Below are 26,905 nucleotides of genomic sequence, written 5' to 3'. Positions count from 1 at the left end.
AATGTCTGCCATGTTCGAGCACGATAACGAGGAACGCCAGGCGCGGCGCACCTTCACGCGGCGTGCCATCCTCATGGGCGGCGCGCAGTTGCTTGGGTTCTCGGCGGTGGCGTGGCGGCTATTCCAGCTCCAGGTTCTGGATGAAGGCCGCTACGATCCGCTCGCCGATGAGAACCGCACCAGCCTTCAGGTCTTGATCCCCAAGCGTGGCCGTATCGTCGACCGTAATGGGGTGGTGCTCGCCGACAACGAAGAGACCTTTCGCGTCACGTTGACACCGGCGCTCGCAGGCGACGTGCGGGGCGTGCTCGATCGGTTCCGACGCTTCGTGCCGTTGCAGCAGGACGAGGTCGAGCAGATCGCCAAGCGTGCAAAACGTCAGAGCCGTAACACGCCGATTACGATTGCGTCCGACATCACCTTCGATCTGCTCGCGCGGATTAATCTCTATGCCCCTCAGCTTCCTGGCATTCGCACCGAAGTCGCCTGGCGTCGGCGATGCCGGGCAGGCATGGCGGCTGGCCATGTCGTTGGCTACGTGGGAAGCGTTGAACGTCTCAGCATCGATGACGATGCGCTTACACGCATGCCCGATGTGCGCATCGGCAAGACCGGTGTGGAGGCCGGCTTGGAGCAGGAACTGCGCGGCGATGGCGGTGTGCAGAAAATAGAGGTCGATGCACGCGGGCGGATGATGCGTCGCTTGGAAGTCCGCGATCCCGTGCCGGGCCGCGACGTGCGGCTGACCATCGATACGAACCTGCAACGGGTCGTATTCGAAAGATTGCGTAACGAACGCCGCGGTGCTTGCGTCGTACTCGACGTGAAGGGCGGCGAGATCGTCGCAATGGCCTCCACACCTTCTTATGACCCGGCTTTGGTAACGGATGCCGCGGATGACGTTGCATGGCGGCAACTCGTGGCCGACAAGGAAAAGCCGCTGCTCAATCGCGCGATCGGCGGACAGTATCCTCCCGGTTCCACGTTCAAGATGGCGACCGCTCTTGCGGGCCTGCATATGGGTGCAATCAGGTCTGACGATAAGGTGACGTGCCGCGGCTATTTCGATCTTGCCGACCATCGCTATCGTTGCTGGAAGCGCGGCGGTCATGGTTCCGTGAGTATGCATGAGGCGTTGCGCGAGAGTTGTGATGTCTACTTTTTCGAACTCGCGAGGCGCTTGGGCATAGACGCGATCGCGGACATGGCCCGCATGTTGGGGCTGGGTGAGGTTTACAATTGCGGACTGCCTCAGCAGAAAGCCGGACTGGTGGCAGATCCGGATTGGAAACGGGGCAAATTGAACGCCGGCTGGCTCGCGGGTGAAACGGTTTTGGCGGGCATCGGACAAGGGTACATGCTGGCCAATCCGCTACAACTTGCCGTCATGGCGTCGCGGCTGGCAACCGGCCGCTTCGTGGAACCGTCGATCATCAAATATTCGGACAATCCGCGCGCTGGTGATTTCCCGTTATTGGGTTTGGACGAGGCCAAGTTGAAAGCCGTACGCGACGGTCTGCATGCCGTTGTCAACGAAGAGGGCGGCACCGGCCGCAACGCCGCGCTCGGCGAGGGAAGGCCATTGGTTGCCGGCAAGACCGGGACATCCCAGATTCATTCTCACTCTGCGAATGCGCCACAAGATGATCTGCCGTGGGAGAAACGCGATCACGCGCTGTTTGTAGGCTATGTGCCTGCCGATGACCCGCGATATGCGATCGCCGTCGTGATCGAGCATGGTGGTGCGGGGGGCTCCGTAGCAGCGCCCTTGGCGCGGGATGTGCTCGACAGCGTCTTGCAGATTGACCCTGCGGGTTCGCTACCTGGGGGAGGTGCGCAAGGGCGCGACGTCGACCATCAAGATCCGGATCAGGGCTAGGAGGCGCCATGTCGTACTCTTCGGGTCCAGCAACGCCACAGACGCTCACAGCGAAGCTGTGGCACGTCAATTGGCCTGTGTTGATTGTCGCCGGCCTAATTGCTTCGATTGGCTGTGCTGCGCTCTATTCGGTTTCGGGCGGGTCATTTCAGCCCTGGGCGGAACGTCATGCGTTGCGGTTCTTGATTGCCGCCGCAATCGTTCTGGTGATGGCTATGGTGCGCACCGAAGTTTGGTTGCAGGCTGCCTATCCGACTTATGCAATTGCCGTCATAGCGTTGGCCTTGGTTCCGTTCTTTGGCATCGAGGCGCTTGGAGCGCGTAGGTGGTTGAGTTTTGGCGGCATGACGTTTCAGCCTTCCGAACTGATGAAGCTTACGCTTGTGGCCGCGTTGGCGCGCTACTATCAATGGCTGCCCGTTCAGCGCGTCTCCCGCCCGCTGTGGGTGGCAATTCCATTGGTCATGATCGCGCTGCCCGTCGCACTCACGCTGCGCCAGCCGGATTTAGGCACGGCCATGTTGTTTGCGGTGGTGGGCTTGTCGCTCATGTTCCTGTCGGGTGTCTCGCTGTTCTATTTTCTGGCAGGGGTCGCGGGCGCGGTCGCGGCGGCGCCATTCATCTGGGACAATCTGCACGACTACCAGCGCCGTCGCATTGAGACGTTTCTCAATCCCGATCTCGATCCGCTCGGTGCGGGATACCACATTGCTCAATCTAAAATCGCCATTGGCTCGGGCGGTTTTTCGGGTAAGGGGTTTTTGCTCGGCACCCAGAGTCAGCTCGACTTTGTGCCGGAGAAGCACACGGACTTCATTGTCACTATTCTAGGGGAGGAATGGGGCTTCGTTGGGCTTGCGGTGCTACTTGCGCTGTTTGCACTCCTGATCGCGCTTCTCGTGACCGCGGCGTGGCGTTGTCAGAACCGTTTTGGCCGTCTCGTAATTGCTGGCAGCGCGGTGACGCTGTTTGTCTATGTCTTCATTAACGTCGCCATGGTCACGGGGCTGGTTCCGGTCGTGGGCGTACCCTTGCCGCTGGTCTCCTACGGCGGCACCTCCATGATGACACTGATGATCGGTCTGGGGCTCGCCATGTCAGCGCATGTCCACGGCGCCGAGGGAATCCGGCGCAAGGATGTGGGCAGGTTTTGGTGAAGATTCCCGGTGGTTTGGGACAATTTCACGGGCGGGCTGGACAAGCCCCCCTAGCGATGCTAGACGCACGCGACCGGGGCCCTGTTCGAGGGCCCCTTTGCCATCCTGAAAGGCCGTATGGTCCGGGGTTGGCCGGCGGGTGATTAGCTCAGTTGGTAGAGCAGCTGACTCTTAATCAGCGGGTCGAAGGTTCGAGTCCTTCATCACCCACCAATTGTTTCAAGGACATATCAAAAGTGGGCAGCGCTTCGTAGAGGCGCGGGCAACCATTGGGCAACCACTAAGCGCTGCGTGACAGTGCGTTATCGCGCTGGGCGACTTACGCAAGCCCTGCCTCGTGCGCGGCCTTGCGCCGGGCAGCGTTCGCCACTTCCAGATTGTAGGCGGCCGTGATGGTCTGCACGACCAGCAACGAACGGCGAGTCTCACGATGGGAGCACGAGCATGTTCTCGACGCCGTGCAAGAGCGGCTCGACATCGACCCGCAGGCGATGCGCCGTCGCCGCGAGACTGTCGAGCACCCGTTCGGCACGATGAAGATGCGCATGGGCGCAACCCACTTCCTGATGAAGACGTTGCCGAGAGTCGCCTCGGAAATGGCGCTGCACGTGCTCGCCTACAATCTGACGCGCGTGCTGAACATCGTCGGAGTGAGGGGACTGATGGCGGCAGTGCGCGCCTGACCGGCGCCGATTGGGCCCGGATGACACTTCTTGCGGCGTTCAAAGCATAATCTGAGTGCGAACTGGAGAATTACCGCGCCGAATTCGGAATTCCAAGCTACCATCAGCCCGAACGAACGGCCTGTAACCGCCCCATTGCGTTCTCACACAACCAAGACCCAAAGCGGACAACAACTACGAACTAACGATCCGCCGCGCACGATGCGGTGGATTGCCTGGCTAAAGGAAAGCCGGTCCGTTTCGGGGGGAGGGAAGTGGACCGGCGATACGGACGCCGAGGCGGTTCGGTCATGCGGTTCTGATCTAATCGTGGGGTGTGAGAGCCGCCTCCTCTGGAATTTCCGGCTTGCGATTGGGAAACGCCTTGATCAGATCGAAGTGAGTCTTCACAAGGTTCTGGAACGGGGTGACCGCCCACAGGTAGGGATACATCGAGCAGAACTGCTCGCCCGGATCGCGCACGACGTTGCATATGTCGAGGCCCGGAAGCCCGCCGTGACTTCCCCCCTTGACGATCGCCTTGATGTCCATCCACCGCACGGCGGCGAGATTCTCGCCGCTATAATAAAAGATGTAGTTGCGGCGACCATGCCCTTCGCCGTCTATGAGCAGCGCCGTTTGGTCGATGCCGTCGATGACACGGTCCGAAGGCATTTTGCCGAGCGCGCCGGCCAATCGGGCCGCGGTGGTGTAAAGGTCTGTGACATGGATCATGTCAACTGGATCCTGATCCGGCGCGATCATGCCCGGCCACCAGGCCATCGCTGGGACCCGAACGCCACCCTCGGTCACCGCACCCTTGCCGCCTTTCAGCCAGGAATAGCCTGAGGTCGGCCAGAACCCGTACATCGGTCCGTTGTCGCTCCACCAGACGACGAGTGTATTCTCCGCAATGCCCTCTTTTTTCAGCGTTTCTAACAAGCGCCCGACCTGCGCGCTGTGCATGGCCATGAAAGAGGCTTGGGCGTTGGCGTGATCGACGAACGGGGCGTTCTTGTATTCCTCCGAACCGTGCACTTGCTGGGCGTAGGGCGCCCAATAGATGAAGAACGGTTTGTCGCTGATGGCCTTATCGTGAACGTAGGCGAGGATTTGCTTGATCGATTCCTTTTCGAACGCCTCCTCGCGACCCACTCCAGGGACGCCGGCTGCGCCTTCGATCGGTTTGCGTCCCTTTCCTTTCTCGCCGACATAACCGGCGATGTTGATGTCGATCCCTGTGATATCCTTATACTTCTCGTTACCGGGGAAATCGTACCACGCCGGCGTGGTCGGCTGCGGCATGTTCTTCTTATAGAAGTCGTAGGCTGTCGGCCACCCGTCTACGGCACCGTTGAACAGGCCATAGTAGGCGTAGTCGTATCCGTGCCGCTCGGGGGAATGTTCTTCGAAATCGCCCATGTGCCATTTGCCCCACATGGCGGTGCTGTAGCCTGCGTCTGACAGAACCTGGGCGACGCCGACTTCCTCCGGCGACAGTCCTTCTTTCGCTCCGGGCCACAGGACCGAGGTCAGGCCGGTTCGGACAGGATGGCGTCCGGTGTTGATCGCGACGCGGGTCGGGGTGCAGGACGGCTCCGAATAGGCGGTCCAGAACCGCATGCCCTCGAAGGCCATTCGGTCGAGCTCCGGGGTGGGAACGCCGCGGTGCTTGCCGCCACCTTGCCAGCCAAGCTCACCCCAACCTACATCGTCGGTTAGGATGTAGATGATGTTTGGCGTCTTGCCGAACCGCGCCTTCAGCGCGGCAAGCTTCTTGTCAATTTTACCGTCTTCTTCTGACCAAGTAGCCGCCTGCTTCTCTTGCAGCGCCCTGAACGGCGCATCTGGCTCAAAAGCCAATGCGCTGCCCTGCATCACCCAAAATAGGTCTATGACGAGTCCGATAGAGACTTGGAGATTGCAGTTACCCATGTAATTTCCTCCAAAAATGAACTCTTGAAATAAAGTGTTTCTATCCGTACTTTATAGTACGGTCTTCGAGAGCTGCCAATACCGAAAAGTATGGAGCATGAATGACGGAAAGAAATGCCTTCAATGAGCGGCTTAGCAGGGAAGAATGGCTGGCCCAGGCGCTTGAGATTCTGGCTCTGGAAGGTCAAGCCAAGCTGCGGGTCGATGCGATTTGCACGGCCCTCGGCGTGACCAAGGGAAGCTTCTACTGGCATTTCAAAGATCGCGACGACTTCGTCCATAGCGTCGTCAAGTTCTGGGGCGACCGCTTCACGGATCCCGTAATGAAGCAAGTCACTCAATTCGGAGGTTCGGCGCGGGACCGACTGAAAGCACTAATGCGCACCGTTTCGGAGGGACGCTTTGCCCGCTACGATGTGAGCATTCGTGCCTGGGCTGCGCAGGATCCGGAACTAATAGCGGAAATCGTCAAGACTGTAGACAGACGCCGACTCGCATTTGTCGGGTCCCTGTTCGCCGAATTGGGCTTTGAAGGCAAGGAAGCAGAGATGAGGGCGCGCGCCGTTGTTGCATATCTCAGCTTTGAGGAGTCTATTCTTGCAAAGAGTAGCAGAAAAGATCGATCTAAAATGCTTAATCAATTCGCGCAGTTGATTACGCAGTGAGACTTTAGGAAAGATCGCGTATCTGACGTCAGTGTCAGCTAATGGCCCTTCGCTGCCGTCACATCTTACAGCCTATAACGTTCTACCGCTCTCACCTGTAATCGCGCCGCCCCATGATGCCGCTTCGTTTCAAGAGCCAAGCCACAATTGCCGATGCCGCTACCGTCAACAGACACGCAATCAAGAAACCGTGCTCCGAATTGTCAAACAACATGCCCTTGAGGTTCATGCCGAACAAGCCGGCGATAAACGACGGCGGAATGAAAAGGATCGTGAGTATGGACAGGACCTGAAGGTGCCTGTTCGTTTCTTCCGCAAGCATGGTCGCGATTTCATCATGCAGAAGCCGCGAGCGTTCGCGTAGGCTGGCGATCTCGTGCTCAAGTTGATCCGAGTACTGGCATACGTGTTGAGCAAGGGCGAGAAAACTTGCAGGCGCAGGGCTGTTGCTGTCCCGATTGAGCCGCAACAGCATTGTGCGAAGGCTAGAAAGGTGCCTGTGGATGCGCACAACCGTACGACGGCTGGCACCAAGGCGTGCACGCGCGTCGTTGACGATGCCAGCTATGACGCGGTCCTCCAGTCTATCGACATCTTCGGCAACCTGCTCGATCGTGCGGTCGAACCCATCAATGATCTGGAAGATGATGTTTTCCAACAGAGCTTCCACACTCGCTATTGCCGTGCCGCGCAACACAAGCTGTCGCGTCGCTCCAGCGCCATAGAGTGCATTGCGCCGTACGGTGATGAGTACGTTGTTTGCCGCAATGAAATGCATGTAGCCAGAATGATCCCGGCTCCCATCCAACCCACGCTGCATGTCTGCAATGGTGCCGTAGGTGGTCTCTCCGGAGAAAATAATCTGCTGCGTCTCTTCACCGATTTCGACGAAGCGCGCCGCTGCATCGTTCGAAAGCTTGCTCAGCAACATGTGAGTGCGATTATCGGCGAGGCCGAAGTGAAACCAATACCAGCCTTCGTTGATCATCGCTGGTGCTTCGCCTTGGGCAAGCTCGCGAACATTTCCCTGACCATCATAATGTAGGCCCCACACAAGCCCCGGCAACGGACGGCTTTGCGCGAATTCGACGATGCTTGAAAGGATTGAAGTCATGGGCGGCAAAATTGGAATGGCGGATGAGACTCAAAGGTTTCGCAACCGCAGCAGTTGGATGCAACTGCCCAGGCAATGTCAACCGGCGGCGCTCTTTATGACAACTATATGTCAGTGCGTCGTAATCGTTTCCAACGAACTGCCTCGGCTTCGATAAAGCGGGGAAGCTTGCTCCCAAGGCCACTTGCGCCGCTCGTGGTGAGGACGCGGCAGCAAATTTTCACGCGGCAAGTCTGCCGCTCCCGGCATGAGCCGATGAACGCGAACGTATAATTCCTCTGTAATCGCACGCCGGCCACCAAGCGTGGCTATTTCCTCATAGCACATCAGTTGGCCAATGCTGGCGCGCACGTTTCTGCCCAAGGCGTGCCGGAATTCGGCAACCAGCAGCGATACGCGCAGGGCCGTGCTGTAGCGGCTTATGAAATGGAAAAGGCGGCTATTTTGGCCGTGAAAATAGACAGGCAAAACGCTTGCCCGCGCGTGCTCGACAATGCTGCTTGCAAAAGGCTTCCAGGGGAGCTCTTCGGCGATGCCGCCGACACGCTCGGCGGTGGCGACACCACCTGCTGGAAATACGGCAATCGTCACGCCGTCTTTCAAAAGTGCGCGCGCCTTCGCTCGACTTTCCAGATTTACGCGTTGCGCTTGCCTGCCTCCTGAAAAGTCGATTGGGAGCGCAATGCTGCGAATTTCCGGCACTCTCATGAACTCGGCGTTGACGAGCACCCGATAGGGTCTCCCGATGTGTTCCGCGATCGCAAGCAGCCCCATTCCGTCGGCGATGCCAAACGGGTGGTTGGCTACGATTACCAAAGGCTGATCCGCAGGGACGACGTTCCAGTTCGGCGCAGCGTCCAAGTCCAAACCGACATGCGACATCCGCATTGCTTCTTGCATCATTTGCGGATGCTTTCCGGCAACCTCATCGCGCCATCGGTGATAGACTGGCAAGAGCCCTTGGCGCCCTGAAAGCGTTTCGATGCCGCGCATCAACAGACGCTGCCAGGCAGGATCGCGCGGCGAAACGTAGCTCAACTCATAGTTCATCTGGGGATTTCTTTGCCGGATTGGTTTCGAACTGAAGAAACCCGATCCGGTTAATCGGCCAACATGGCACCCGTGTTACAGCGCTGCGGTTTGAAACCTAAAGTGCCGCCCACCGCGCGGCGCGACGTGCCCTCGATTACAGCTATGTTGGACATAAACTGCCGAGCGCTCTTCTCCCAGGTATATTCCAATGCGTAAGCGCGACAGGCCTTGCGCGAGATTGATAGCGCGCCGATACAGGCGGCCTGCAAGTCCTCACTGAGAACTCCAACTGGTGCGTCCCCAACCACGTCGAGGGGGCCCGGGACGGGCAACGCTGCAATTGGGACGCCACTCGCCAAAGCTTCAAGCTGCACAATCCCAAAGGTATCTGTGCGGCTTGGAAAAACGAAAACATCGGCCGCGGCATAGCAGGCTGCAAGTTTTTCACCGCTCGCCGCACCCAAAAAATGCACATCGCGATAGCGTGCCTTAAGGTCTTCTTGTTGTGGTCCGCTACCGACGACGACTTTGCTACCCGGCAGATCAAGCGCGAGAAACGCTTCAAGATTTTTCTCGACTGCGATGCGTCCCACGTTGAGGAAGATCGGACGCGGCAGATCGAGCGGCGCGAATTTCTCAGGATTGAACAACGCGACATCGACGCCTCGGGACCACTTGCGCAGATGGGTGAATCCCCGCTCGCTCAAGTCTTCCATCAGTGACGAAGTGGAAACCATTGTCACCGCGGCGGGCGCATGAAAGCGTCGCAAAACGCCATACCCCCAAGAAACCGGCACCGGGACCCGCGCTGAAATGTACTCGGCGAATTTGGTTGTGAAGCTGGTCGTGAAAGGCAAGCCGCGCGCAAGGCAATAACGCCGGGCTGCGATGCCTATCGGGCCCTCTGTGGCAATGTGAATAGCGTCAGGTCTTGCACTTTCGATCCGCCTGGCGATCTCTCGCGATCGCGGAAGAGACAGCCGCAGCTGCGGATAGCTCGGCAAAGGAACGGATGGAAAGCCATCGGGCGTCAAGAACGCGCATCCCACGCCAAGCGATCGCAGGCTTTCGGCAAGCGATTGCAGTGTGCGAACAACACCGTTGATCTGTGGATGCCAAGCGTCCGTGGCAATCAGCACGTTCATTCGCTTCCGGCTCCATCTTTATGGCCTGAAGACGTTTATGTCCCCCTGGGGGACCAGCGCCGATTTGCATCCTATGTGCGTCACATTCTAGTAACGTGACAGTTTCCACAATTTTTCGGGTTGGAGAGAGAAAGTGGAAGTTCGTTAGTTGATCGGGCACCAAAGCCCTCCGAACCATCAACAAATGTCGGCTGAATAGCTCACAATGTCCGCCCGGTAGGTCGAGAGCCGATACTCAATGAGGGCCTTGTCGATGCCGTACGTCATCCGCTGGACCTGCATGATCGGCTCCCCAGGCGCCACAACCAGCGTCGAAGCGACTACTGGGTTCGCTGCCCTAACCGACAAGACGTCGTCGGCGCGGATCGCGATCAGTCCGTAGTCGGCCAATAGCGGATAAAGATCTTGCCCGAAGTTCATCTGCGACTTGAACTTCGGCAAACGTTCAGGCTTGAGGTAAGAAACCTCCAATCCCGCGACCGCTCCATCGACGATGATCAATTGGCGCACCTGGATGAACTCGGCATCGGCATCGGCATCAGAATGAGCACCAAAAGCTTGCATAATCTCATGTGAAGCGACCTTTTGTTCGACCGCCAAGAGTTCATACCCAAACACAAGCGCGAGACCGTTCTTCGCGCGCAACCGAGTGAATTTCTCCTTCAAGACGTGCGAACCGATGCCGGCCACATAAGTGCCGCGCCCCTGTATGCGCTTGACCAGCCCACTGCTTTCCAGCCCTTCGATGGCCTTGCGGATGGTGCCGACGCTCACGCCGAAGCGCTGCGCCAGGAAGGTCTCGTTCGGTAGAGAATCGCCAACCATCCATGCGCCATTGCGAATGTGTTCGAGCAAGGCTTGGCGGACCTGCCCATAAAGAGGCTGGGCGGTGAGAGGCCTTGCACCGGCACGCCCAAGCGGGTCGGTAGCAGTTTGAAATCTCACAGATCTTACCTTCCGTTTTGTCTCTCGGGTTAACACACCTATAGCGTGTATAGTTTCGCTATAATACATCTATTAGATGTAATTCCAGACTATCGTGGCGGCGTGTGGCTTGGAGATAACACGCGGCTTTACCGACGACAGTGGGGCCATCGCACTTGCGGTTCGTCTTTGCTAGGCGACAAGATCGCGACTGCTGCGCAAAGACACATCAGCAACTGATGTGGACTCTCATGCGGCGACGCCCTTCACCTCAGCTCGACTTGCGCGGCGGTGCAAACATGAACTCGTTGATGCGCACATCCTTGATCGCGTGAATGGCAATGCGTCCATCAATCCGGTGGCCAATTTCTTTTAGCAAACCGTTCAAATCCGACTTCCGGGCATCACGGAAATCAGCCGCAGACTTCTCGTAGACAGCACGGAAAGACTCATCGATGGCGATGCTTTTCATCTTGCCGGCGAGGGCTTCCGTCGCGCCGACGTCATAGTCGATGCTTAGATCAAGCAAGACGTATCCGGCCGGATTTTCGTTCGCCATGATGGGAACCCGCATGATGCCGGTTACGATCGTTTCTGTTTGTTCCACAGTGGCTCCGGAAGACTGTGGCGGCAAGAACAACCCGAGTCGATCGGATACAACCCCTGTAGCCGTCGCGACCGCAACACCCCACAGTCCGGCAGCCAGCATCTTCATCATCGTTACTTCCCACGGTGCGCCCGCGGCTGCGCGTAGGTGCCGTCAGAGCGAGACGTCTCGATTGCCCGCACAATCAATTCGGCAACCTCTGAAACCGCATCGATATTGATCTGTAGGTAGCGTCGATTTTCCTCCAAGGCGGAGCGAAGTCTCTGAAGATGATGCGCCAGAGCCCCAGAGGAGCTAATTTGCGGATTGAGCTTCATGTGGCGGTCGAGATTGACCAACGCTTGACCTTTGCGCTCGATGAATTTGTCCAGATCCGCTGCGCCTCGCTGGCGAACCGCGACCGATTCTTCTTCAACGATCTTCACTGCTGCTTCGATCACGGCACAAAGCCGCTGTTCTAACTGCGATAGATCCGGACTCGCACTCTCAGCCCCCATCGCGACTGCTCCCGGCATCCACGGCGGGTGTATGCTCCCCAGCGTTAAACAGGCTGACGGCGGGCGCAACCGCTTCGGCAATATTATCTGCCAAAAACTCTCGCCATGTGTCTGCGGCGAGCCCGCGGTTGGACGTACCGGTGCGCGGCATGATCAGGCGAAGCGTCTGCGACAGCATGAGCTGCGTCAACTTTCGCTCAACTTTGCTGCCCGGTAGATCCGATGCCGCACACGGATCCGCGTGGGATAGCCGATTCAGCACTGCCGTCCAGGCGTTGTCCTGTTGCGTACCAACTTGCGCTTGCCGCGCAATGCGCGGCTGGGCCTGGCCCCCAAGGCTTTCAACGAACATCATACTCCCCTTCGCCAATTAACGACATTCGATTAACGCCGGTTCGGCTTACCTCAACCTTGTGCGGTGGACGAAAGTGCCTTGCGAACTTACCAGTTCGGTCGTCGCCATTTCATCCTGTTCGCGCTCCACATCAAGACGATGCTCTTCCAGCCGGTCCACGAGGCGATTGCAAGCCTGACTGGCACGGTTCGCCTTGGCCATTGCCTCCGCATTCTGCTGGTGGAGGACCCGCAGTCCTCTGTCGAGTATGTCGACGGTACGTGCCACCGAACGCAGTGTCAGATCGGCAAACTCCAGCCTGTGCTCTCGCAATAGAAGATCTGATCGAAGCGCGGTGCCAGCGGTAATGCCACTAGCCAAACGAGCGGCTTCCCGGCGCGCACGCCGTTCACGCAAAACCAAAATCTTGCGTATCCGTTCGAGCTTATCCGCGTTACTATCTGCCATAGAGTTCACTCAACCCTGTGGCCAGGGATGTCAGAAACACCTGGGCGGCAAGTCCAAGCGTAAACATCGCAACAAATAACCCACCAACCAGGGTCAACGGAGCCGATACGAGTTGAATCGGCACTTGCGGCACAAGCCGATTGGCGAGCCCCAGAAGTATGTTGCAGACCATGACATACACGACAAACGGCGAGCTGATCTGGAGCGCAATGAAGAAAATTGAACTCAACGTAGCGCCGAGAACATCGAACGCCCGCAAGCGATCCAAAGATTGACCGATCGGGAGCGTATCATAGGACGCTATCAACCGCTCGATCAGCAACAGGTGGAGATCATGTACGAAGAACAAGACGGCAGTAGATAGCATGAACAGGTTGGCCAGCGGACCTGTCGTGTCGCCGTCTATGACGTTCGGAACCATCATGCCCGTGAAGCCTACCGCATGACTTATGAAGTCTCCTGCAAAAGCCAACGCTGCGAAGATCAGTCGCACGATGACTCCAAAAAAAAGCCCTTTCATAACTTCTATTGCAACGATGCCCGTGAAATTGCTCTCCGCAGCAGTCTGCACTATGTCCGAAACTGCGGGATAGATTCCGGCGGCCAACGCAAACGACAACACCAATGCTACGTGCGCCCGCACCATGGGAGGGATGCGCAATGCCGACAGTATCGGCGCTACTGACAAAAATGCCGATACGCGCGCAAGCACTATGATCCCGACGTATACGCGGAGCTTGAGCTCCTCGGTCATGGAATGGTTCCCAATGTCACGATGCCGGTTGCACGTCCGATCTCGGCGTGAGAAATCACGCTGACGGTTGGGAAAATCCTTTCAACGATGAGGCGGACATAAGGCCGTGTCTCGGCGCTGGCGACGACGGCGAACCGATGCCCTTGATCCAGAAGCTCATGCACCGCCGTGCTGCATTCGGTGCCGAATGCCTCTACCATGCGCGGATCCAAATCAAACTCGACGATCTCGCCTTTTGCATCCCTCTTCAAGGCTTGATGAAAGGCCATCTCCCAACGATTGCTGAGCCGCAGCACTTTCAGGTGTGCTCCATCGGCGAGATCCCCGCAGATCTGCTGTGAAATCCGGGTTCGGACATGCTCGGCGATGGCCTCGATTTTTCTGGTGAATGGTGCGATCTCCGCTACCGCTTCAACAATAAGATGGAGATTTCGAATGGAGACGCGTTCCAAGAGAAGCGCCTTCATAACCGCCTGCAGACCGGAATTTGAAATGTGACTGGGACAAATTTCGTCGACGAGCTTGCGGTAGTCGGGATCAAGCCGCTCGATCAGGGCACGTAAATCCTTGTAGGAAAACACGGACGCCAGATTGACGCGCACGACCTCCGCAAAGTGCGTCAAAAGAGCGGAAGCATTATCCACCGGCGCAAACCCCTCCTGCCGCAATCCCATCGTAAACATTTCGGGGATCCACATTGCCGGCATACCAAAGGCCGGATCCGTCGCAACATCACCTGGAAACTGCGGTTTTCGTCCCGAACCGTAGACGACGAGAACTTCCCCTGGACGCAGATCACCGACGGCAACGATCGTTCCGTGAATTTTGATCTGATAGGATTTCGGAGCGATCCCGAGATCATCGCTGATCTTAACTTCGGGGATGACGAAGCCAAACTGAAGCGCAAACTTGCGCCTGATCCGCGCGACGCGGACGCCAATCTCATTTCCATTTTGCAGCAGCAGGCCGGCCAACTGACTCCCAAGGACCAACTCAAGCTCCGCTGGCGGCCGAAGCTCCCTTCCGCTAACACTCTCGGCAGCTTCTGTTGCCTGTCGTTGAGCCTCGCCAACCTCGACCAATTTTTGCGCAGCGAGCCTTCGCGCGGGCATGACCACCGCGACAACCATCAACGCGGCGCTCAGTAATACGAATGGCACCATCGGGAGACCGGGCGCCAAGCCAAGCGCCGCTACGACCAAACCCGCTATCATGACCGCACGCGGCTGCGATCCGATCTGACCAAAAACGGCCTTTTCTGCAGACTCCCGCGTCCCTCCCTTCGATACAATCATGCCTGCGGCAAGCGAAATAATGAGAGCCGGAATTTGCGTGACAAGCCCGTCGCCGATCGACAAGCGAAGAAAAACATCCATTGAGCGATCGACGGATAGTCCGTGCCGGATCACGCCAATCAGGATGCCGCCGACAATATTGATCGCGGTGATGATCAGCCCAGCAATGGCATCTCCGCGAACAAACTTCGAGGCACCGTCCATGGAGCCATAAAAAGCACTTTCGTCCTCAACTTCCCGCCGCCGCCGACGCGCTTCCTTCTCGTCAATCAATCCCGCCGACAAATCCGCATCAATCGCCATTTGCTTGCCGGGCATCGCATCGAGTGAAAAGCGAGCGCCGACTTCGGCAATGCGGGTTGCACCTTTGGTGATAACCAGGAAGTTCACGGTTATGAGGATCAGGAAGACGATCACCCCGATCACAAAATCGCCGCCCATGATAAAGCTGGCAAAGCCAGCGATCACATGCCCCGCTGCGTTTCCCCCCTCATATCCCTGAGATAAGATGAGCCGCGTTGTGGCAATATTGAGCGATAACCTCAACATCGTCGCAATCAACAACACGATGGGAAATGCGGTGAAATCGAGTGGACGGGAAATCCACAACGCAACCATGAGAACCAGCACGGAAAGCGAGATCGAGAAAGCCAGTCCCAGATCGATCATAAATCCGGGCAGCGGCACAAACAGAATTGTGAGGATGGTGACGATGCCGAAGGCAAAAGCCACGTCATTGCCGACACCAGTTGTCTGCTCACCCAATTGGGACTTGTCTGACCCCGCCTCGCGCAATGACGGCCCTCTCAACTCATAAATTCCAACCAGGCGCGCAAGTCATCGCGATGTGCTCTCGATCCTGCTGTAGACGGTTGTCGCGAAGCCCGCTATCTGCGACCCCATGAAGGGTGCCGACACCATCAACACCATGAGGGCGACGATGATTTTGGGTACGAAGGTCAAGGTAACCTCCTGAATTTGCGTAAGCGCCTGCAACAGCGAGATCGTTACACCCACCACCATCACCGCAGCGACGACAGGCGCGCAGATGACCAGCGAGACCCATATGGCTAACTGCAAAAGTTCGGCCGCATCCGCCTGGTTCATGGCGTACCGAGGCTGACGCCCTCCTCCAGCAGGATTTTCTGCCCGTCCTGAAGCGTCGCCCACACCCCATCTGAAAGGATGTCAACCGCGGTTACGATTCCACTGACATCCCCTGACTTTGAGCTCAACGTTTTGCCAAGGATAGAAGTGGCCTGTTGGTAAGCGGAGTTTTGTAGCAGCTCATCAAGCTTGTCACTCTGTTTGATCGTCTGCTCAAGTTGCGACAGCGTAGCGAGCTGCGACACATACTGAGTCGCATCCATAGGTTTGGTTGGATCCTGGTTCTTGAGCTGCGCCAACAGCAGCTTGAGGAAAGCGTCATAGCCAAGGTCAAGACCGGTCTTCGATGAATTCGCCGATGTATCGGCAGCGCCCGCGCTGGTCGCCGCAGTCGTCGATCCTACCTGCATGGCACCACCTGCCTTTGCAGTTCGAGTTCCGCTAAGCCGCTCTCATCGATTGCATGAGCATCACGCATTGAAATGCCTCGCATCAAGTGTTCCTCAATCTCAAAGAGATTTCTCAGCAGCCTCAAACACTCATAGTAGCGCTCTCTTTCCAGCAACCCCTCGACCGCCTCAAGGTCTGCTAGAACTGTCGGGTTCGCGAACACCGTTTTTGCCGCACGGATTGAGCAACCCGCCATGACGATTGCTTCTTGCGATGATTTGGGCTCCATAATCGCCGTCTGGATCATGAAATAGAGCTGACGAAGCGGCGTGATCGTATCCTCCGGCCTAAGGACGTGCTGCTCCAGCAGAAACGTGACGTTGTTCAGAAACTCCAACGACACCTTACGGTCAGCGCGAAGAACTGCGCCGTTGATGAAAATCTTTTCTCCCGCCCTAAGAGAAATTTTGAGAGTCGTCATCCCTTAAGACCTTCTGCAATGCTCGCGGTGATCTCGATCATCGATCGGAAGCTCTTTTGCTTTCCGTTTCTGATTTCGTCGGCCGTCTTGATCATGAAAAGACCTATAGAGATCAGCTGGGCACGTAGTTCGATAGCAAGCGAGTTATCTGCCCCCCCAAGATCGTCGATCAGATGGCACCAAAGTCGGGCCACAAAATGCGTCGCTTCAATGGTTTCAAGAGATTTAATGCCCTGTTGCTCCGCACGCTCCATCATGCTTATCGACTTCAATAAAACTTCCCTTTCGGAATACCGGTGTTCCTTCAGTCCGTCTGACGCAACTTCCGAATAGGCTAACCGATACATGTCCGTCTCCCCGCACCTGCAGCTATCCGAGATCTTCTCAACATCGCCTAGATAGCGTTGAGAAGGCTGAGCTGCTGGAGGCGACCGGTGATCGCATACGAAGCCTCCAACTGACTCATGAGTGTATTGAGACGCACCGACAACGCTGTAAAATCGACGCCTTCGGCATCACTGACGTGCTGGCTAACAAGGTCCTTACGCAGAGACATCCGGTCCGATGCATCGCTCACCTGCTTTTGCACAACACCAACATCAGCTTGCGCAACGCCCATGAGCGCGATGCCTTTACTCAGCCCCTTCGATGCTTGATCGACGACGGTGTCGAATGCGGAGTCGTTTATTTCCGATGCCCCCACATCTGCCACAAGCGCCAATGACTGGGCGATATCTCGAAACGCTTGCGCCTGGGCGGTAATCGGAATTTCTACCGTCTGTGTCACTGAAATGCGGCTTAACGCTCCCTGCGTCGTGGCTGAGGTCCAATTGGTCGACCAGCTCGTATCATCGAAGAGGCTTGCATATGCGTTATCGAGAAACGCCTGCATGGAACTTGCCGAGATGTTTTCGACTGACGGATCCGCAAGCCCCACGCCAAATTCACCGACGAAAGCGTTCTCTATCGAAGTGCGCGACGCAGCAGGCGGGGTTGCGTAGTAGTCGGAGAACGGCGCTGTCTGCGTGGACATTCCGCTGAAAACGTAAGATCCGCTATAGCTTGTATTGGCGGTCTCTATAAAGGACTTGAGCGTTCCGCGAGCTTGCTCTATCGCCACTTCACGCGCTTGCGGATCACTGCGGGCAGCGATCACGGATTGAAGCGCCGACTGTGCGAACGCTACAATTGACGTCATCGCGTTTTGCGTCGCGACGAGCCTGCCTGCAACTTGCCCGTTGGAATCTATTGCGCTGCCGAGAACGCTCACCTCCTGGCGAAATGAAACGAGCAACACTGTTGCCGATCCAAGGTCTTGCCCGGTATCAGCTTTGCGCCCACTCGCAACCTCCGTCTGTATTCTCGACATCTCGCTTTGCGTGCGCCGTATCGTGGAGGAAAATGATGCGCTTATAGACGCCAGCGTTGAAAGAGGCATGGTTATCATTACGGCCCCGCCGTCTCGATAATGGTCCTTATCATCTGATCTACCGTCGCAATCAGTCGGCTCGCGGCTTGGTATGATTGCTCGAACCGCAACAGATCTGACATCTCCTGATCCAGGTTGACGCCAGTAGCACTGAAAAGGCTTTGCGAAGCGCGACCTCGCACCGTCGAGCTAAGCTCGTAGCGATCGCTGGTGGTCTGCCGAAGCTCATTGAGCCAACCCACACTTTGCGAAGAGAATGTCTTGAGATCGACCTGTTGATCGAGTTGAGAAGTTCCATCGAACTGACGTGACGCCGACAACCCATCAATCAGCTCTAGGATGCGGCTCGAAAATCCTGCCAACTGATCTGGATTGGCGTTGTAATCTGGGTCTGAAGGTGCGGACGCGCCACCATCGCGCAAGTAGCGCAAATCACCACCCTGAGTGGGATCAATCTGATCATTCACAGCAATTACGGCGGCAAAGCCCGCTACTTGGGTCCCGCTGGGCAAGATCGTGTTACTGGGCCACGTAAATAAGCCCGGCAGGTCCGGCTTACCACTTGCGGATTGGTCCTTGTCTGCGAATGCTTCAATCAGAGCCCTTGCCATCTCGTCCGCTTGCGCCTGAAAGACAGGAGAAATGGTATCGCGTATATCAACCAACCCGGCGATCCGCCCCGACTTCAATGGCATCACGGCATTTGGCCCAGTCACCTCGACCCCGTCTACAACAACGTTGGCGCCTTGACTGCTAGGCCCCAACGTTCCGCTGGCCGCAAAGCTCACCTCCCGCGCAACGGTTTCGAACAGAACGACACCACCGTCGGTATAGACGGCGATATCGTTCCCACCGCGCGACACGGTACGAATACCTATCTGGTCGGAAAGCTCTGCTAGAATCGTATCACGGCGGTCGAGTTGGTCCGTGATGTCGGCGCCCTGTGCAGACGTTAAGATCTCGCGATTGACCTTCTCCAGATTTGCGAGCGACGCATTGATGCTCGTGACTGAGTCCGCAATCGCCTGATCCGCATCTGAGCGCACTGTCTGGATGATATTCGACATGTCGCTCAACGACGACACCACTGCCCGCGCTGAGGAAATCACTTGCAGGCCCGACGCTCGATCCGAGGGATTGTTGGCGAGCGTTCTGAGCTGTGCTTCGAGGTCTGCGATGCGCGCTGCGGGTGAAGCATTGAGAGAGGGATCTAGAACGCTGGAATAGAGCTGGTCCAAAGCCTGCGAGACAGCTCCTTGCCGACTTGCCTCTGCATTGGCAACCAAGCTTCCTTCAAGCAAAATCGGATCGGATGTACGGCTCACTTGCGCGAGGCGAACCGAGCCGTCGGCCAATGTGACCTGACGTCCGACCTTGCGGACCGCTTCGGCATCCCCTGCGCGCGAAACGTTTCTCGAAACAAGCGCTAATTGATCAGAGGCGGTGGAAAGCCCCGACAGAGAAACCGACCATGCCGACGAAAGCGACATCCGCCACCCCTTCTATCCTGCGGCGTATGACATTAGCTCCTGAGATTGACGGCGACTTCAGCCAGATCTGCGCCGGTCTGAAACACGCGAGAATTGGCCGTATAGTTTCTTTGCGCCTCGATCATCGCCGTCATCTCACTCGCAATATCGACTTTTGACTGCTCGAGAGCACCTGAGACGAAGGAGCCCAATCCCGAACTGGCCCCTATTCCCAATTGAAGATCACCTGACAGCGAATTCGGCAGGAACGCATTACCCGAAATGGTTGTTAAATTGTCGGGGCTGTTCACATAACCAAGCGGCACTTGATAGAGAGGCGCGCGCGAACCGTTAGCGTAGACCGCCGAGAGAATACCCTCCTCGGACATTTCAAAATTCTTGACGGGCACCGCTGGGGTGCCATTCATGTCAGCATTCGCAATCGAGAAGTCGCCTGAGAATTGCGACAGATTGCTAAGATCGACCGCCGCGCTCACGCCTCCAGGCACCGGCACGGCAATCGCCGCAGGCAGGCTATTGAGACGTCCAGTCGTGGGGCTAAAAGCCAAGTTCGACGTCGCGAGCGGCCCCGAAGCATAGGGAAATGAGCCGCTACCCGAAGCAGCCGCACGGTCGAAAATGGAGACTTGCCATGCGTTGGTTGCCGTCTTTGCGAAATAGACGTCCAGCGTAACCTCGCCACCCAGGGAATTGTACGACACTAATGATGTACGCGCCGAATAGGTCGCTGAAGCCCCGTTACTCGCGGGCAGATCGGCGGCGGCAACGACATTGGCGTCGGCGGGCAAATTGGCGGCAAGAACGCCGGCGTCTGTGGGAACGGCACGAATAGCAAGCGTTGCCAGCTTGACGGGCTCAAGACCAGCTGTTCCATTGACGACAACAGATCCGGTCCCAGCCTCTGCATTGTAACCAAGCAGCGTTCCACCTGCCGAATTTACGAGTTCACCATTTGCATTTGGCGTAAACGCGCCGGCTCTAGTCATAAGAATACCACCGCCAGGCGACTGCACGAGGAAGAACCCCCGGCCATTGACCGCCAAGTCGGTTGCCGAATTTGTATAGTTGAACGTCCCCTGCTCATCATTGCTGTGACGGACCGTAGTTTCCACAGCTCCGGACTCATAGATCGTTCCAACAGCCTGATGCACAAGCGATGAGAATTCCGTCGAAACTCTCTTGTATCCGGTTGTACCGACGTTCGCTACGTTATCGCCGATCGTACTCAATCGGTCTGATTGTGCCGCCATGCCCGACACACTCGTGCGCATAGTCCCGTAGATGCTCATCGCCGCCTCGACATCTCAATTCATAGCTTGAGAAACAATACCTCTAAGCGATTGCTTAGAGCTTGCGGAGTTGTGGCAATGACGCTCGTTGCGTGCGAGGTTCAAGCGATAGCCGAGATATCGCTGTGACTCGACGGGATCGTATCCCAGCTTCGTTTTCAGTCGCCGGCGCAAACGGCAGATGTGACTTTCGATAACGCTTTCGTCGAACTGATCGTTAAAGACGCCGTAGACTCGATTGTAGATTTGCGTCTTGGTCATCCACGCCCCAGCCGACTGGTAGAGGCATTCCAGAATTCGCCTCTCTCTTCGCGGCAGGCACAATACAGCACCGTTCACAACCGGGTCGCGACCATCGGCAAAGACCGAAAGGTCACCTGCTGGAGGCTCTTCGCGCCCCTGCTTGCTACGCTTACCGATGCAGCCGACACGCGCTAGAATTTCTCGCACGTGGACGGGCTTCGCAATCACGTCATCGAATCCCGCCGCGAACATCGCCAGGGTGTTTTCCAGAGCGCGACGATCGACCAACGCGATCGTTGCGATGTGATCCAGGCCTTGGAGCATACGCGGTATCGCCTCCCGCCCGTCGAAATCACCGGCTATCACTGCTTCAACTGCCGATAGTTCCGCATCCCCGCACGATCCTATCCAGTCTTCAAACTCCTGCGGCTCCAGATGCAGGCCCATCATTCCAAGCCGGTCAAGTCCATCGAGGTAGGCCTTTGCCACGGACGCCCTCAATTCAATCAGCACGATCATCATGCCCTCCAAGCGAATCATTTGCTCCTGTGTTGAGGGTAAATCGGACAAGTGCCGCAACCGGTTGCGGCGAAGTCACGAGCCATAGTCTTTCCGTCAACAAACGATCATGCGATTTCTAAACGATATCTTCCAACGTCTATCATCTAAATGACCACCCGGCTCGGAGGGCGTTCTCCAATCATCGGCGTGTTGAGCGTGCACAAACGCGATAACGCAAGCCTGATATCAGAGTCATGCGGCAAGCTCTGGCATGCGCATTCAAGACGCACATAAGGCGACAGGCGATTGACGCGAAAATTTGCGGATTGGCATATATTGGAACCATATGGAGAAGCGACAGCATCAGGAGTTTTCCTCGACGCTTCATGAATTGGAAAGATCGGGGTTAGACGCTAATCCTGGTCGCGTAATGCTCAGAGCCGACCTTCTTCGTTTGAACGAACGCACGGCAAATCCTGCGTCATTCCAGTCCGATTACTCGACAATCTATGCAATTTCAGACGACGAAAATATCGCGTTTGATGAGTTCTTAACAGCGGCCCACCAGATCGACAGGCTGGCGGGAAAGCTGGTAGAACTTCGATCTCTGCGCCGCAAGTTGGCACGCCGCCTCCACCCCAACGTGGTACCACAGAAATTTTCGGATCTTGCCCACGCGCTCTTCGTGAAGGTCAACATCGCCATTGACGACGCCCGTCGCCACCAAGACGTTAATCAGCGCTGAAAACCCAACTAAGATTTTCACGAACGCCATTGGGTGTATTTCAACGTCGGCATGCCATGATTGCCCAAACCAAGACAGACGGTGAAGGCGATGTCCTCCAGAAGCATCCTCGACAGCATTCAAGAACGCATCGATCTCTTGACCAGACACCTGGAAAATTCCAGCTCATGCGTCCTTGACGAGCAACGTCACCTCGACCCAGAGACGGTCGAGAGTGCTTATTGGCATGCCGGTTACAGAGCCGCACTCATCGACGTGGCGGCGCTACTGCGGAACGCCATCCCCGTGGATCGCAAACGGGACAAAGAATCCGGCTGCCTTTCGGTCGCTCGGGATGGAGCACATTTGCACTAGGCCGAAATGCGTGAAATAGCTCGCAAAGTTCCAAGAAGGCCGCCTCTGGATCGGCAAATTCCCTGTACTTGAAATGCGGAGCGGTGCCGATCTTATCGCACAAATCGCGATTGAGTCCGTCATAGCTCGCGCCGAGATAAGAGACAGCAAAAGCTCCATCGGCGCGCAAGGCGCCTAGGGCATAGACCCCGCACCGACGCCCACGGGTCATCAACTGCACGTCGTCAACCAGAAGCCGAAATGGACCTTGAAGTCTGCTCACCTGCACGATCAATCCCCTCTAGACATAGAGCCCTGATCTAAATCGCATGTCTTTGTCGGCTTGTTGCTCTTTGGGCAGCGCATGATGACCGTGATGGGATTGATTGTTTTGTTCATGGCTGCGCTGCCCGCCGCGAGGCTCTCCGAACGCGGCACCTTCGCGACCGCCGTCCGAAGACATTGTTCCATGGCTTGCAGCGTCTTTAGTCGCGACTGAGGCAGTCGCACTTCGCACGCTGATCCCCGCCAGTTCGTATCCCGACCCAACCAGGCCATCCTTCAGACCGTCGAGTTGCCGCTCAAGAAGTTGACGGGTTTGCTCCGACTGCGGCGTCAACATCATTGTGAGACCGCCATCCGAAAGCTTCATCTTTACTTCTATGCGGCCAAGGTGCTCCGGCTTAAGAACCAGATCCAGCACGCGAAGATGAGTAATTGGCCAAGTGTCTTCCCCCTTTGCTCCCGTTGTTGACACGCCGGCAGACTGCGCCGGGGGCATCGTCTCCTTCACAGCGGAAGTCACCTGAGAAACAATGCCCTCCGCCAAGAGACCATTCGTGCCGTTTGCACCATCGAGTTGGGTGGTCGTCCTATCCAGCGCGACGTTGGCCATCGGAAGTACACCCGTATCGGAGATTTCTCCTGCCTTTATCCCTTCACCTGTGACCGACGCCTCAAAGCGCACCTGCAATGAAGATTGGCTGCCATCGCAGCTTTTGACGGCAGTAGGTTTCGGCGACCTGTATGTCGCGATATCCGCAATCTCAATCGTCACAGAAGGCTCCACGAAATTCGCCGCCAACTCTTCGGCGTCCGACGCGGGGGCAGCACCCGGGAGCGACGCCCCCGGCTTGTGTGCGATCTCCGGCACGGCATCCGGCTCGGTTAGTGCAAGCGATTGAGGCATACCCGCCGCTAGCAGAACCGGCCATAGGTCAATCGCGTCCTTGTCAGCGTGTTCGGCTTGATCACTAACTATCTCTGGCGGCTCATTGGGGCCACCTTCAGCCTTGGAGTTCGCAGCTGTAAGTAGATCAGCAAACACTTCGTCCGTCGTCACCACGCCAATGATGGTGTTCATTGCACCACTTTGCGATTGAACGTCTGGCGAAATGCTAGTCTTGCCGATGACATTCACTTCGCTAACCCTCCAAGACTAACTTGAGCCTCTTTCAGTCCTGCTTCGACGCGATTCGATAGATCGCCGGCTAACGGGCTCACTGAAGCTAACTGCTCGTCGGTTGGCGTCTTCGCAACTCCAGTGAATACACCATCCCTGCTGCGTCCATTCGTATGCTCAAAACCCACAATGACGTCGCGCGCAACGTCAATCGCGGCATAAATAAGCTTCTGCTCATCCGGCCGGTATGCCCTTACATCCAAATCTTGCAGCTCGTGAAGCCAATCCTCTCCGACCCCAACATTGATGGCTGAAACTCGCCTATATAGTTCAGCGCTCCGTTTCATATCAGATTGACCGGGTTCATTGTCAGAGACGTAAGCCGCCAGTTTAGTCGCTTGCGCAAACTGTCCCTTCATCGCCAAGCCACGGCTCAACATCAAGAGCAGCCTACGGTAATGTTTCGCGCCCTCCTGCTCGTGTATCGATTGCGCGGCTTTGATGATATCGTCGGACGCAAATGTTTCCGTTCGGAGTATCAGGCGCACAAGCTGCGGCGCATAACGTCCCCAATAGTCCGAATTGGGATACCGCCGCAAATAGGTGGCAATTACATCGCCAACTTGGTTTACGCGACCAAGTTTCAGCAAGACTATGATCTCCTGACGGAGGATGGCTTCTTCCAAACCCGTACCAGGCACAGATATACGTGCTTGCTGAAGATGTCGGAGCGCCTGCTCGGCCCCGTCATCTGAAGATATCCTTGCTTCCACCAACGCAAGTGGAATGCGCGCTGTCGTTGGCAGGCTTGCGTGATCGACCGTAGCGAGAAGAGCTTTTGCCTCCTGATAGCTTCCCTGCCGCAGAGTCAAAATCGCGCGCCCCAATGTCTGATTGTTTTCTGACCAATTGTTCTTTTCCAGAGCCTTCCCGAACATCTGTATGTGCGCCCCGGAGAGCTCTAATGCCAACACATCGTCTCCACCATTTGCGGAGATCAGGGTTTGCATATTTGTGACAACAATACATTCCGAAATGGCCTTCAGCGTTTGTCGCCGTCGCTTCTGCGCGTCGGGCAGGCCCAGGGCGACATCATCTTCCGCGTGGCGCAGAATTCGCAACATGTTCGAAAGTTCGCTGACGCGGTATCTTGCAGAAGCGGCATCACCATCTGCAGCCTGCGTACCGCCGCCCAAGAATGTTCCTGCTAAAGCGATAAAAATAGCCGAAGCACGCAACGTCATTTGCGCGACACCTTCAACAGTATTTCAATCCGACGGTTTTGAGCTGCGTAGGGGTCGGAAGGAATGCGAGGGCTCGTATCGGCAAGTCCTTCAATCTTTTCCAATCTCTGATCGGGAAGGCCAGCACGGCGCAGCATGTAATGCACCATATGCGCCCGTGCGGTCGACAACCGCCAATTATCGTAGCTCGACGTCCGGAAGGTCGTTGCGTCCGTATGCCCCCGGATCACGATCTTCCCACCAGCTTGAAGCAGGATAGGGGTGACGCGCTCTAGAAGCCGCAACGTTTGAGGCTCGGGCTCTGCGGAACTCCTTTTGAACATCTCGAACCCGTCATGATCCATGACCGATAAAAGAACGCCCTCGCTCGTCGCCTGAACGGCGAGCTGAGGACCGGCATCCTGGAGGTCGCGCACGGCTTCGAATACCTTCTTGGAGAGCTCGGCCTCCGATTTATCTGCATCATTGCCGTCAGACGACGAAGACTTCCCGGTGCCATGCGCCTCAATTCCGTCCAGCCCCGCTTTGCCGTCATTCGTTGGCTTTTCTACATTCGCGATGTCGGCGCCCTCCAGACCGCCATATGGTCTTTTGCCGTCTCCGAGACCTGCTGGCGATTGCCTTTCCCACCGTTCGCCTTCTCCGGGCGAACCAACGTGTTCCGGGGTCAATCCATAGTCCTCGAACGGACCTTGCGCCGGCCCTATGTCGAAACTGGCGCTGGCGACGTTGTCCAAAGCAGACATGGGATCGACGAACATCTTGGCCTCCGCGATTGCAGACTTCTCCTTGCGAGCCGCCTCGTATCTCTCCCGACCTGGCGTCGTGTTCTCGCCCTGGCCACTCTCTTTTTTCTCGGGCCCCGAGGCATTCGGCGACTTGGCATCAGCGTCCCTTAAGCCTTTCTTGCTCGGCGCTGCATCGGTGAGCTGCAAAGGATTAAAGTAGTTTGCGATTTGAACTATGGTTTTGTCGTCCGTCATGCTGACGAGCCACATCACGAGAAAGAATGCCATCATTGCTGTCATGAAATCCGCGTAGGCAATTTTCCATGCACCACCGTGATGCCCTTCTTCGCCGCCGCCTTTTCGGCGCCGAACGATCACCACCTCTTTTGCAAGTTCGAACTCGTTTTCACTCATCGCAGGATGCCCTCGAGCTCACGCATCCATCGCGGCAGATCAGATTGCAATCTTGTCTCGGCCAGCTCGACGGAAATCGTATCTAACTCGACGTCTCGCGCCTGAACGGGAAGTCCGCGCGCCTCAAGCATTGCACACAGCGGTTCGATACATTCGCAAGGTCCTTGCACCCTGACCGCCAGCGCTCCGCGCAGCTGCACAATCCGTTCGACGGCCTCGACAAGAGATACTTGGGCATTTTGCGTGATATGGCGCACAGCGATGGGTTGAAGAACATCAAGGATCGCTCCCCTGGTGCGTAACTCCAGATCGGCAATGGCCCGAGCGATGTTGTCGGAAAGTTGTCCGATCTTATCGAGGAGACACTTCCGACTATCGTCCAACATTTGCTGCTCAATCTCAGCTCGGAGTTGCGCCATCTCCTCTTCGTGGGCCGCCCGTGCAAACCTTGCTCCGTCGTCAAATCCCTGGCGGTAGTCCGCCTGGCTTGCAACGTTCTGCTGCGAATCGGGCGACGACAATCTCGGTGGCGTAGCCCATAGGCTTTCAAAGCATCCCTCTGCCTCGGCGCCATCAACTGCCGCATCATCTGCGAAAGATGTGAAGTGCAGGAATTCTTGAGTGCTGTCGTCTGTCACAGT

27 protein-coding genes, 1 tRNA gene and 1 pseudogene are annotated in these 26,905 nt (G+C 56.7%); 6 read left to right on the top strand and 23 right to left on the bottom strand.

Translation table 11 applies throughout. The annotated features are described in order from the left end of the window. Position 1: 1 nt before the first annotated feature. From mrdA to R3D51_07955, 4 genes and pseudogenes are all read left to right on the top strand, one after another. Positions 2-1,879, top strand: coding sequence for a penicillin-binding protein 2 (mrdA, locus tag R3D51_07970; GenBank protein ID MEZ5899415.1), 1,878 nt, complete (start codon positions 2-4; stop codon positions 1,877-1,879). A gap of 8 nt (positions 1,880-1,887) precedes the next feature. Then, a complete protein-coding gene (gene rodA, locus R3D51_07965) occupies positions 1,888-3,036 on the top strand; it encodes a rod shape-determining protein RodA (GenBank protein ID MEZ5899414.1) in 1,149 nt (382 codons plus the stop codon). A 137-nt stretch (positions 3,037-3,173) separates the two neighbouring features. Then, positions 3,174-3,249 (top strand) — tRNA-Lys (locus R3D51_07960). A 185-nt stretch (positions 3,250-3,434) separates the two neighbouring features. Continuing rightward, positions 3,435-3,719, top strand: a pseudogene (locus R3D51_07955) (transposase). A gap of 303 nt (positions 3,720-4,022) precedes the next feature. Here the strand turns inward: R3D51_07955 and R3D51_07950 are convergent. Continuing rightward, the gene (locus R3D51_07950) at positions 4,023-5,633 is read right to left on the bottom strand and encodes a sulfatase-like hydrolase/transferase (GenBank protein MEZ5899413.1); all 1,611 of its coding nucleotides are present in this window, start codon (positions 5,631-5,633) and stop codon (positions 4,023-4,025) included. 101 nt (positions 5,634-5,734) lie between these two features. On the opposite strand from R3D51_07950, the gene R3D51_07945 reads away from it, so the two are divergent. Further along, the gene (locus tag R3D51_07945) at positions 5,735-6,298 is read left to right on the top strand and encodes a TetR/AcrR family transcriptional regulator (protein ID MEZ5899412.1); all 564 of its coding nucleotides are present in this window, start codon (positions 5,735-5,737) and stop codon (positions 6,296-6,298) included. Positions 6,299-6,389: 91 nt separating this feature from the next. On the opposite strand, the gene R3D51_07940 is transcribed toward R3D51_07945, so the two are convergent. The 18 genes from R3D51_07940 to R3D51_07855 form a co-directional block, all read right to left on the bottom strand. Beyond that, positions 6,390-7,412, bottom strand: a complete 1,023-nt coding sequence (locus R3D51_07940; protein ID MEZ5899411.1) for a CorA family divalent cation transporter — start codon at positions 7,410-7,412, stop codon at positions 6,390-6,392. Positions 7,413-7,523: 111 nt separating this feature from the next. Further along, positions 7,524-8,462, bottom strand: coding sequence for a 1-acyl-sn-glycerol-3-phosphate acyltransferase (locus tag R3D51_07935; protein MEZ5899410.1), 939 nt, complete (start codon positions 8,460-8,462; stop codon positions 7,524-7,526). Between the two features lie 50 nt (positions 8,463-8,512). Continuing rightward, on the bottom strand, positions 8,513-9,589 hold the full coding sequence (locus R3D51_07930; protein MEZ5899409.1) for a glycosyltransferase family 1 protein: 1,077 nt from the start codon (positions 9,587-9,589) through the stop codon (positions 8,513-8,515). Between the two features lie 177 nt (positions 9,590-9,766). After that, positions 9,767-10,534: a GntR family transcriptional regulator gene (locus R3D51_07925; GenBank protein ID MEZ5899408.1), complete on the bottom strand. Its 768-nt coding sequence runs from the start codon at positions 10,532-10,534 to the stop codon at positions 9,767-9,769. Positions 10,535-10,784: 250 nt separating this feature from the next. Beyond that, positions 10,785-11,231 (bottom strand): hypothetical protein, encoded by a 447-nt coding sequence (locus R3D51_07920; GenBank protein MEZ5899407.1) that lies wholly within the window; start codon positions 11,229-11,231, stop codon positions 10,785-10,787. A gap of 2 nt (positions 11,232-11,233) precedes the next feature. After that, positions 11,234-11,617, bottom strand: coding sequence for a hypothetical protein (locus R3D51_07915; GenBank protein ID MEZ5899406.1), 384 nt, complete (start codon positions 11,615-11,617; stop codon positions 11,234-11,236). After that, the gene (locus tag R3D51_07910) at positions 11,607-11,972 is read right to left on the bottom strand and encodes a hypothetical protein (GenBank protein ID MEZ5899405.1); all 366 of its coding nucleotides are present in this window, start codon (positions 11,970-11,972) and stop codon (positions 11,607-11,609) included. Before R3D51_07910 ends, R3D51_07915 begins: the two co-directional genes overlap by 11 nt. A gap of 45 nt (positions 11,973-12,017) precedes the next feature. Beyond that, a complete protein-coding gene (locus R3D51_07905) occupies positions 12,018-12,419 on the bottom strand; it encodes a hypothetical protein (GenBank protein MEZ5899404.1) in 402 nt (133 codons plus the stop codon). Further along, complete coding sequence (locus R3D51_07900) at positions 12,409-13,173, bottom strand: flagellar biosynthetic protein FliR (protein ID MEZ5899403.1); 765 nt, start codon at positions 13,171-13,173, stop codon at positions 12,409-12,411. Before R3D51_07900 ends, R3D51_07905 begins: the two co-directional genes overlap by 11 nt. Next, complete coding sequence (flhA, locus tag R3D51_07895; protein ID MEZ5899402.1) at positions 13,170-15,263, bottom strand: flagellar biosynthesis protein FlhA; 2,094 nt, start codon at positions 15,261-15,263, stop codon at positions 13,170-13,172. The genes R3D51_07900 and flhA overlap by 4 nt, the downstream gene beginning before the upstream one ends. 42 nt (positions 15,264-15,305) lie before the next feature. Further along, positions 15,306-15,575 (bottom strand): flagellar biosynthesis protein FliQ, encoded by a 270-nt coding sequence (gene fliQ, locus R3D51_07890; protein ID MEZ5899401.1) that lies wholly within the window; start codon positions 15,573-15,575, stop codon positions 15,306-15,308. Beyond that, positions 15,572-15,985 carry a flagellar hook assembly protein FlgD gene (gene flgD, locus R3D51_07885; protein MEZ5899400.1) on the bottom strand — a complete coding sequence of 138 codons (414 nt, stop codon included), beginning with the start codon at positions 15,983-15,985 and terminating at the stop codon, positions 15,572-15,574. The genes fliQ and flgD overlap by 4 nt, the downstream gene beginning before the upstream one ends. Further along, positions 15,976-16,446 carry a flagellar biosynthesis repressor FlbT gene (gene flbT, locus R3D51_07880; GenBank protein MEZ5899399.1) on the bottom strand — a complete coding sequence of 157 codons (471 nt, stop codon included), beginning with the start codon at positions 16,444-16,446 and terminating at the stop codon, positions 15,976-15,978. The genes flgD and flbT overlap by 10 nt, the downstream gene beginning before the upstream one ends. Continuing rightward, complete coding sequence (flaF, locus tag R3D51_07875) at positions 16,443-16,793, bottom strand: flagellar biosynthesis regulator FlaF (protein MEZ5899398.1); 351 nt, start codon at positions 16,791-16,793, stop codon at positions 16,443-16,445. The genes flbT and flaF overlap by 4 nt, the downstream gene beginning before the upstream one ends. A 47-nt stretch (positions 16,794-16,840) precedes the next feature. Continuing rightward, on the bottom strand, positions 16,841-17,893 hold the full coding sequence (locus R3D51_07870) for a flagellar hook-associated family protein (protein MEZ5899397.1): 1,053 nt from the start codon (positions 17,891-17,893) through the stop codon (positions 16,841-16,843). Next, the gene (gene flgK / locus R3D51_07865; protein ID MEZ5899396.1) at positions 17,893-19,365 is read right to left on the bottom strand and encodes a flagellar hook-associated protein FlgK; all 1,473 of its coding nucleotides are present in this window, start codon (positions 19,363-19,365) and stop codon (positions 17,893-17,895) included. Before flgK ends, R3D51_07870 begins: the two co-directional genes overlap by 1 nt. Positions 19,366-19,397: 32 nt before the next feature. Next, complete coding sequence (locus R3D51_07860; GenBank protein ID MEZ5899395.1) at positions 19,398-20,654, bottom strand: flagellar hook protein FlgE; 1,257 nt, start codon at positions 20,652-20,654, stop codon at positions 19,398-19,400. A 15-nt stretch (positions 20,655-20,669) separates the two neighbouring features. Next, on the bottom strand, positions 20,670-21,437 hold the full coding sequence (locus tag R3D51_07855; protein ID MEZ5899394.1) for a response regulator transcription factor: 768 nt from the start codon (positions 21,435-21,437) through the stop codon (positions 20,670-20,672). 415 nt (positions 21,438-21,852) lie between these two features. Between R3D51_07855 and R3D51_07850 the strand changes: the two genes are divergently transcribed. Next, positions 21,853-22,143 carry a hypothetical protein gene (locus R3D51_07850; GenBank protein MEZ5899393.1) on the top strand — a complete coding sequence of 97 codons (291 nt, stop codon included), beginning with the start codon at positions 21,853-21,855 and terminating at the stop codon, positions 22,141-22,143. Between the two features lie 634 nt (positions 22,144-22,777). On the opposite strand, the gene R3D51_07845 is transcribed toward R3D51_07850, so the two are convergent. The 4 genes from R3D51_07845 to R3D51_07830 are packed head-to-tail and all read right to left on the bottom strand — an operon-like array spanning position 22,778 to position 26,902. Then, positions 22,778-23,839, bottom strand: a complete 1,062-nt coding sequence (locus tag R3D51_07845) for a flagellar hook-length control protein FliK (GenBank protein MEZ5899392.1) — start codon at positions 23,837-23,839, stop codon at positions 22,778-22,780. A gap of 53 nt (positions 23,840-23,892) precedes the next feature. Continuing rightward, positions 23,893-25,122 carry a hypothetical protein gene (locus R3D51_07840; GenBank protein MEZ5899391.1) on the bottom strand — a complete coding sequence of 410 codons (1,230 nt, stop codon included), beginning with the start codon at positions 25,120-25,122 and terminating at the stop codon, positions 23,893-23,895. Beyond that, positions 25,119-26,264 (bottom strand): flagellar motor protein MotB, encoded by a 1,146-nt coding sequence (locus R3D51_07835; protein ID MEZ5899390.1) that lies wholly within the window; start codon positions 26,262-26,264, stop codon positions 25,119-25,121. Before R3D51_07835 ends, R3D51_07840 begins: the two co-directional genes overlap by 4 nt. Beyond that, complete coding sequence (locus tag R3D51_07830; protein ID MEZ5899389.1) at positions 26,261-26,902, bottom strand: hypothetical protein; 642 nt, start codon at positions 26,900-26,902, stop codon at positions 26,261-26,263. The genes R3D51_07835 and R3D51_07830 overlap by 4 nt, the downstream gene beginning before the upstream one ends. Between the last annotated feature and the right edge of the window lie 3 nt (positions 26,903-26,905).

It is taken from the genome of Hyphomicrobiaceae bacterium (assembly GCA_041397645.1).
In the GTDB taxonomy this organism is placed as follows: domain Bacteria; phylum Pseudomonadota; class Alphaproteobacteria; order Rhizobiales; family Hyphomicrobiaceae; genus Hyphomicrobium_B.
This window is presented reverse-complemented; position numbering and strand designations above follow the sequence as displayed.

What these genes read in the sequence shown, in the direction of transcription:
- R3D51_07915 (MEZ5899406.1), bottom strand. Translation starts at nt 11,617, where the DNA reads ATGGGGGCTGAGAGTGCGAGTCCGGATCTATCGCAGTTAGAACAGCGG.
- R3D51_07945 (MEZ5899412.1), top strand. Translation starts at nt 5,735, where the DNA reads ATGACGGAAAGAAATGCCTTCAATGAGCGGCTTAGCAGGGAAGAATGG.
- R3D51_07900 (MEZ5899403.1), bottom strand. Translation starts at nt 13,173, where the DNA reads ATGACCGAGGAGCTCAAGCTCCGCGTATACGTCGGGATCATAGTGCTT.
- flaF (MEZ5899398.1), bottom strand. Translation starts at nt 16,793, where the DNA reads ATGTATCGGTTAGCCTATTCGGAAGTTGCGTCAGACGGACTGAAGGAA.
- R3D51_07860 (MEZ5899395.1), bottom strand. Translation starts at nt 20,654, where the DNA reads ATGAGCATCTACGGGACTATGCGCACGAGTGTGTCGGGCATGGCGGCA.
- R3D51_07950 (MEZ5899413.1), bottom strand. Translation starts at nt 5,633, where the DNA reads ATGGGTAACTGCAATCTCCAAGTCTCTATCGGACTCGTCATAGACCTA.
- R3D51_07835 (MEZ5899390.1), bottom strand. Translation starts at nt 26,264, where the DNA reads ATGAGTGAAAACGAGTTCGAACTTGCAAAAGAGGTGGTGATCGTTCGG.
- R3D51_07920 (MEZ5899407.1), bottom strand. Translation starts at nt 11,231, where the DNA reads ATGATGAAGATGCTGGCTGCCGGACTGTGGGGTGTTGCGGTCGCGACG.
- R3D51_07910 (MEZ5899405.1), bottom strand. Translation starts at nt 11,972, where the DNA reads ATGATGTTCGTTGAAAGCCTTGGGGGCCAGGCCCAGCCGCGCATTGCG.
- rodA (MEZ5899414.1), top strand. Translation starts at nt 1,888, where the DNA reads ATGTCGTACTCTTCGGGTCCAGCAACGCCACAGACGCTCACAGCGAAG.
- R3D51_07855 (MEZ5899394.1), bottom strand. Translation starts at nt 21,437, where the DNA reads ATGATTCGCTTGGAGGGCATGATGATCGTGCTGATTGAATTGAGGGCG.
- R3D51_07845 (MEZ5899392.1), bottom strand. Translation starts at nt 23,839, where the DNA reads ATGAACACCATCATTGGCGTGGTGACGACGGACGAAGTGTTTGCTGAT.
- fliQ (MEZ5899401.1), bottom strand. Translation starts at nt 15,575, where the DNA reads ATGAACCAGGCGGATGCGGCCGAACTTTTGCAGTTAGCCATATGGGTC.
- R3D51_07905 (MEZ5899404.1), bottom strand. Translation starts at nt 12,419, where the DNA reads ATGGCAGATAGTAACGCGGATAAGCTCGAACGGATACGCAAGATTTTG.
- flbT (MEZ5899399.1), bottom strand. Translation starts at nt 16,446, where the DNA reads ATGACGACTCTCAAAATTTCTCTTAGGGCGGGAGAAAAGATTTTCATC.
- R3D51_07870 (MEZ5899397.1), bottom strand. Translation starts at nt 17,893, where the DNA reads ATGATAACCATGCCTCTTTCAACGCTGGCGTCTATAAGCGCATCATTT.
- R3D51_07940 (MEZ5899411.1), bottom strand. Translation starts at nt 7,412, where the DNA reads ATGACTTCAATCCTTTCAAGCATCGTCGAATTCGCGCAAAGCCGTCCG.
- flgK (MEZ5899396.1), bottom strand. Translation starts at nt 19,365, where the DNA reads ATGTCGCTTTCGTCGGCATGGTCGGTTTCTCTGTCGGGGCTTTCCACC.
- R3D51_07935 (MEZ5899410.1), bottom strand. Translation starts at nt 8,462, where the DNA reads ATGAACTATGAGTTGAGCTACGTTTCGCCGCGCGATCCTGCCTGGCAG.
- mrdA (MEZ5899415.1), top strand. Translation starts at nt 2, where the DNA reads ATGTCTGCCATGTTCGAGCACGATAACGAGGAACGCCAGGCGCGGCGC.
- flgD (MEZ5899400.1), bottom strand. Translation starts at nt 15,985, where the DNA reads ATGCAGGTAGGATCGACGACTGCGGCGACCAGCGCGGGCGCTGCCGAT.
- R3D51_07840 (MEZ5899391.1), bottom strand. Translation starts at nt 25,122, where the DNA reads ATGACGTTGCGTGCTTCGGCTATTTTTATCGCTTTAGCAGGAACATTC.
- R3D51_07930 (MEZ5899409.1), bottom strand. Translation starts at nt 9,589, where the DNA reads ATGAACGTGCTGATTGCCACGGACGCTTGGCATCCACAGATCAACGGT.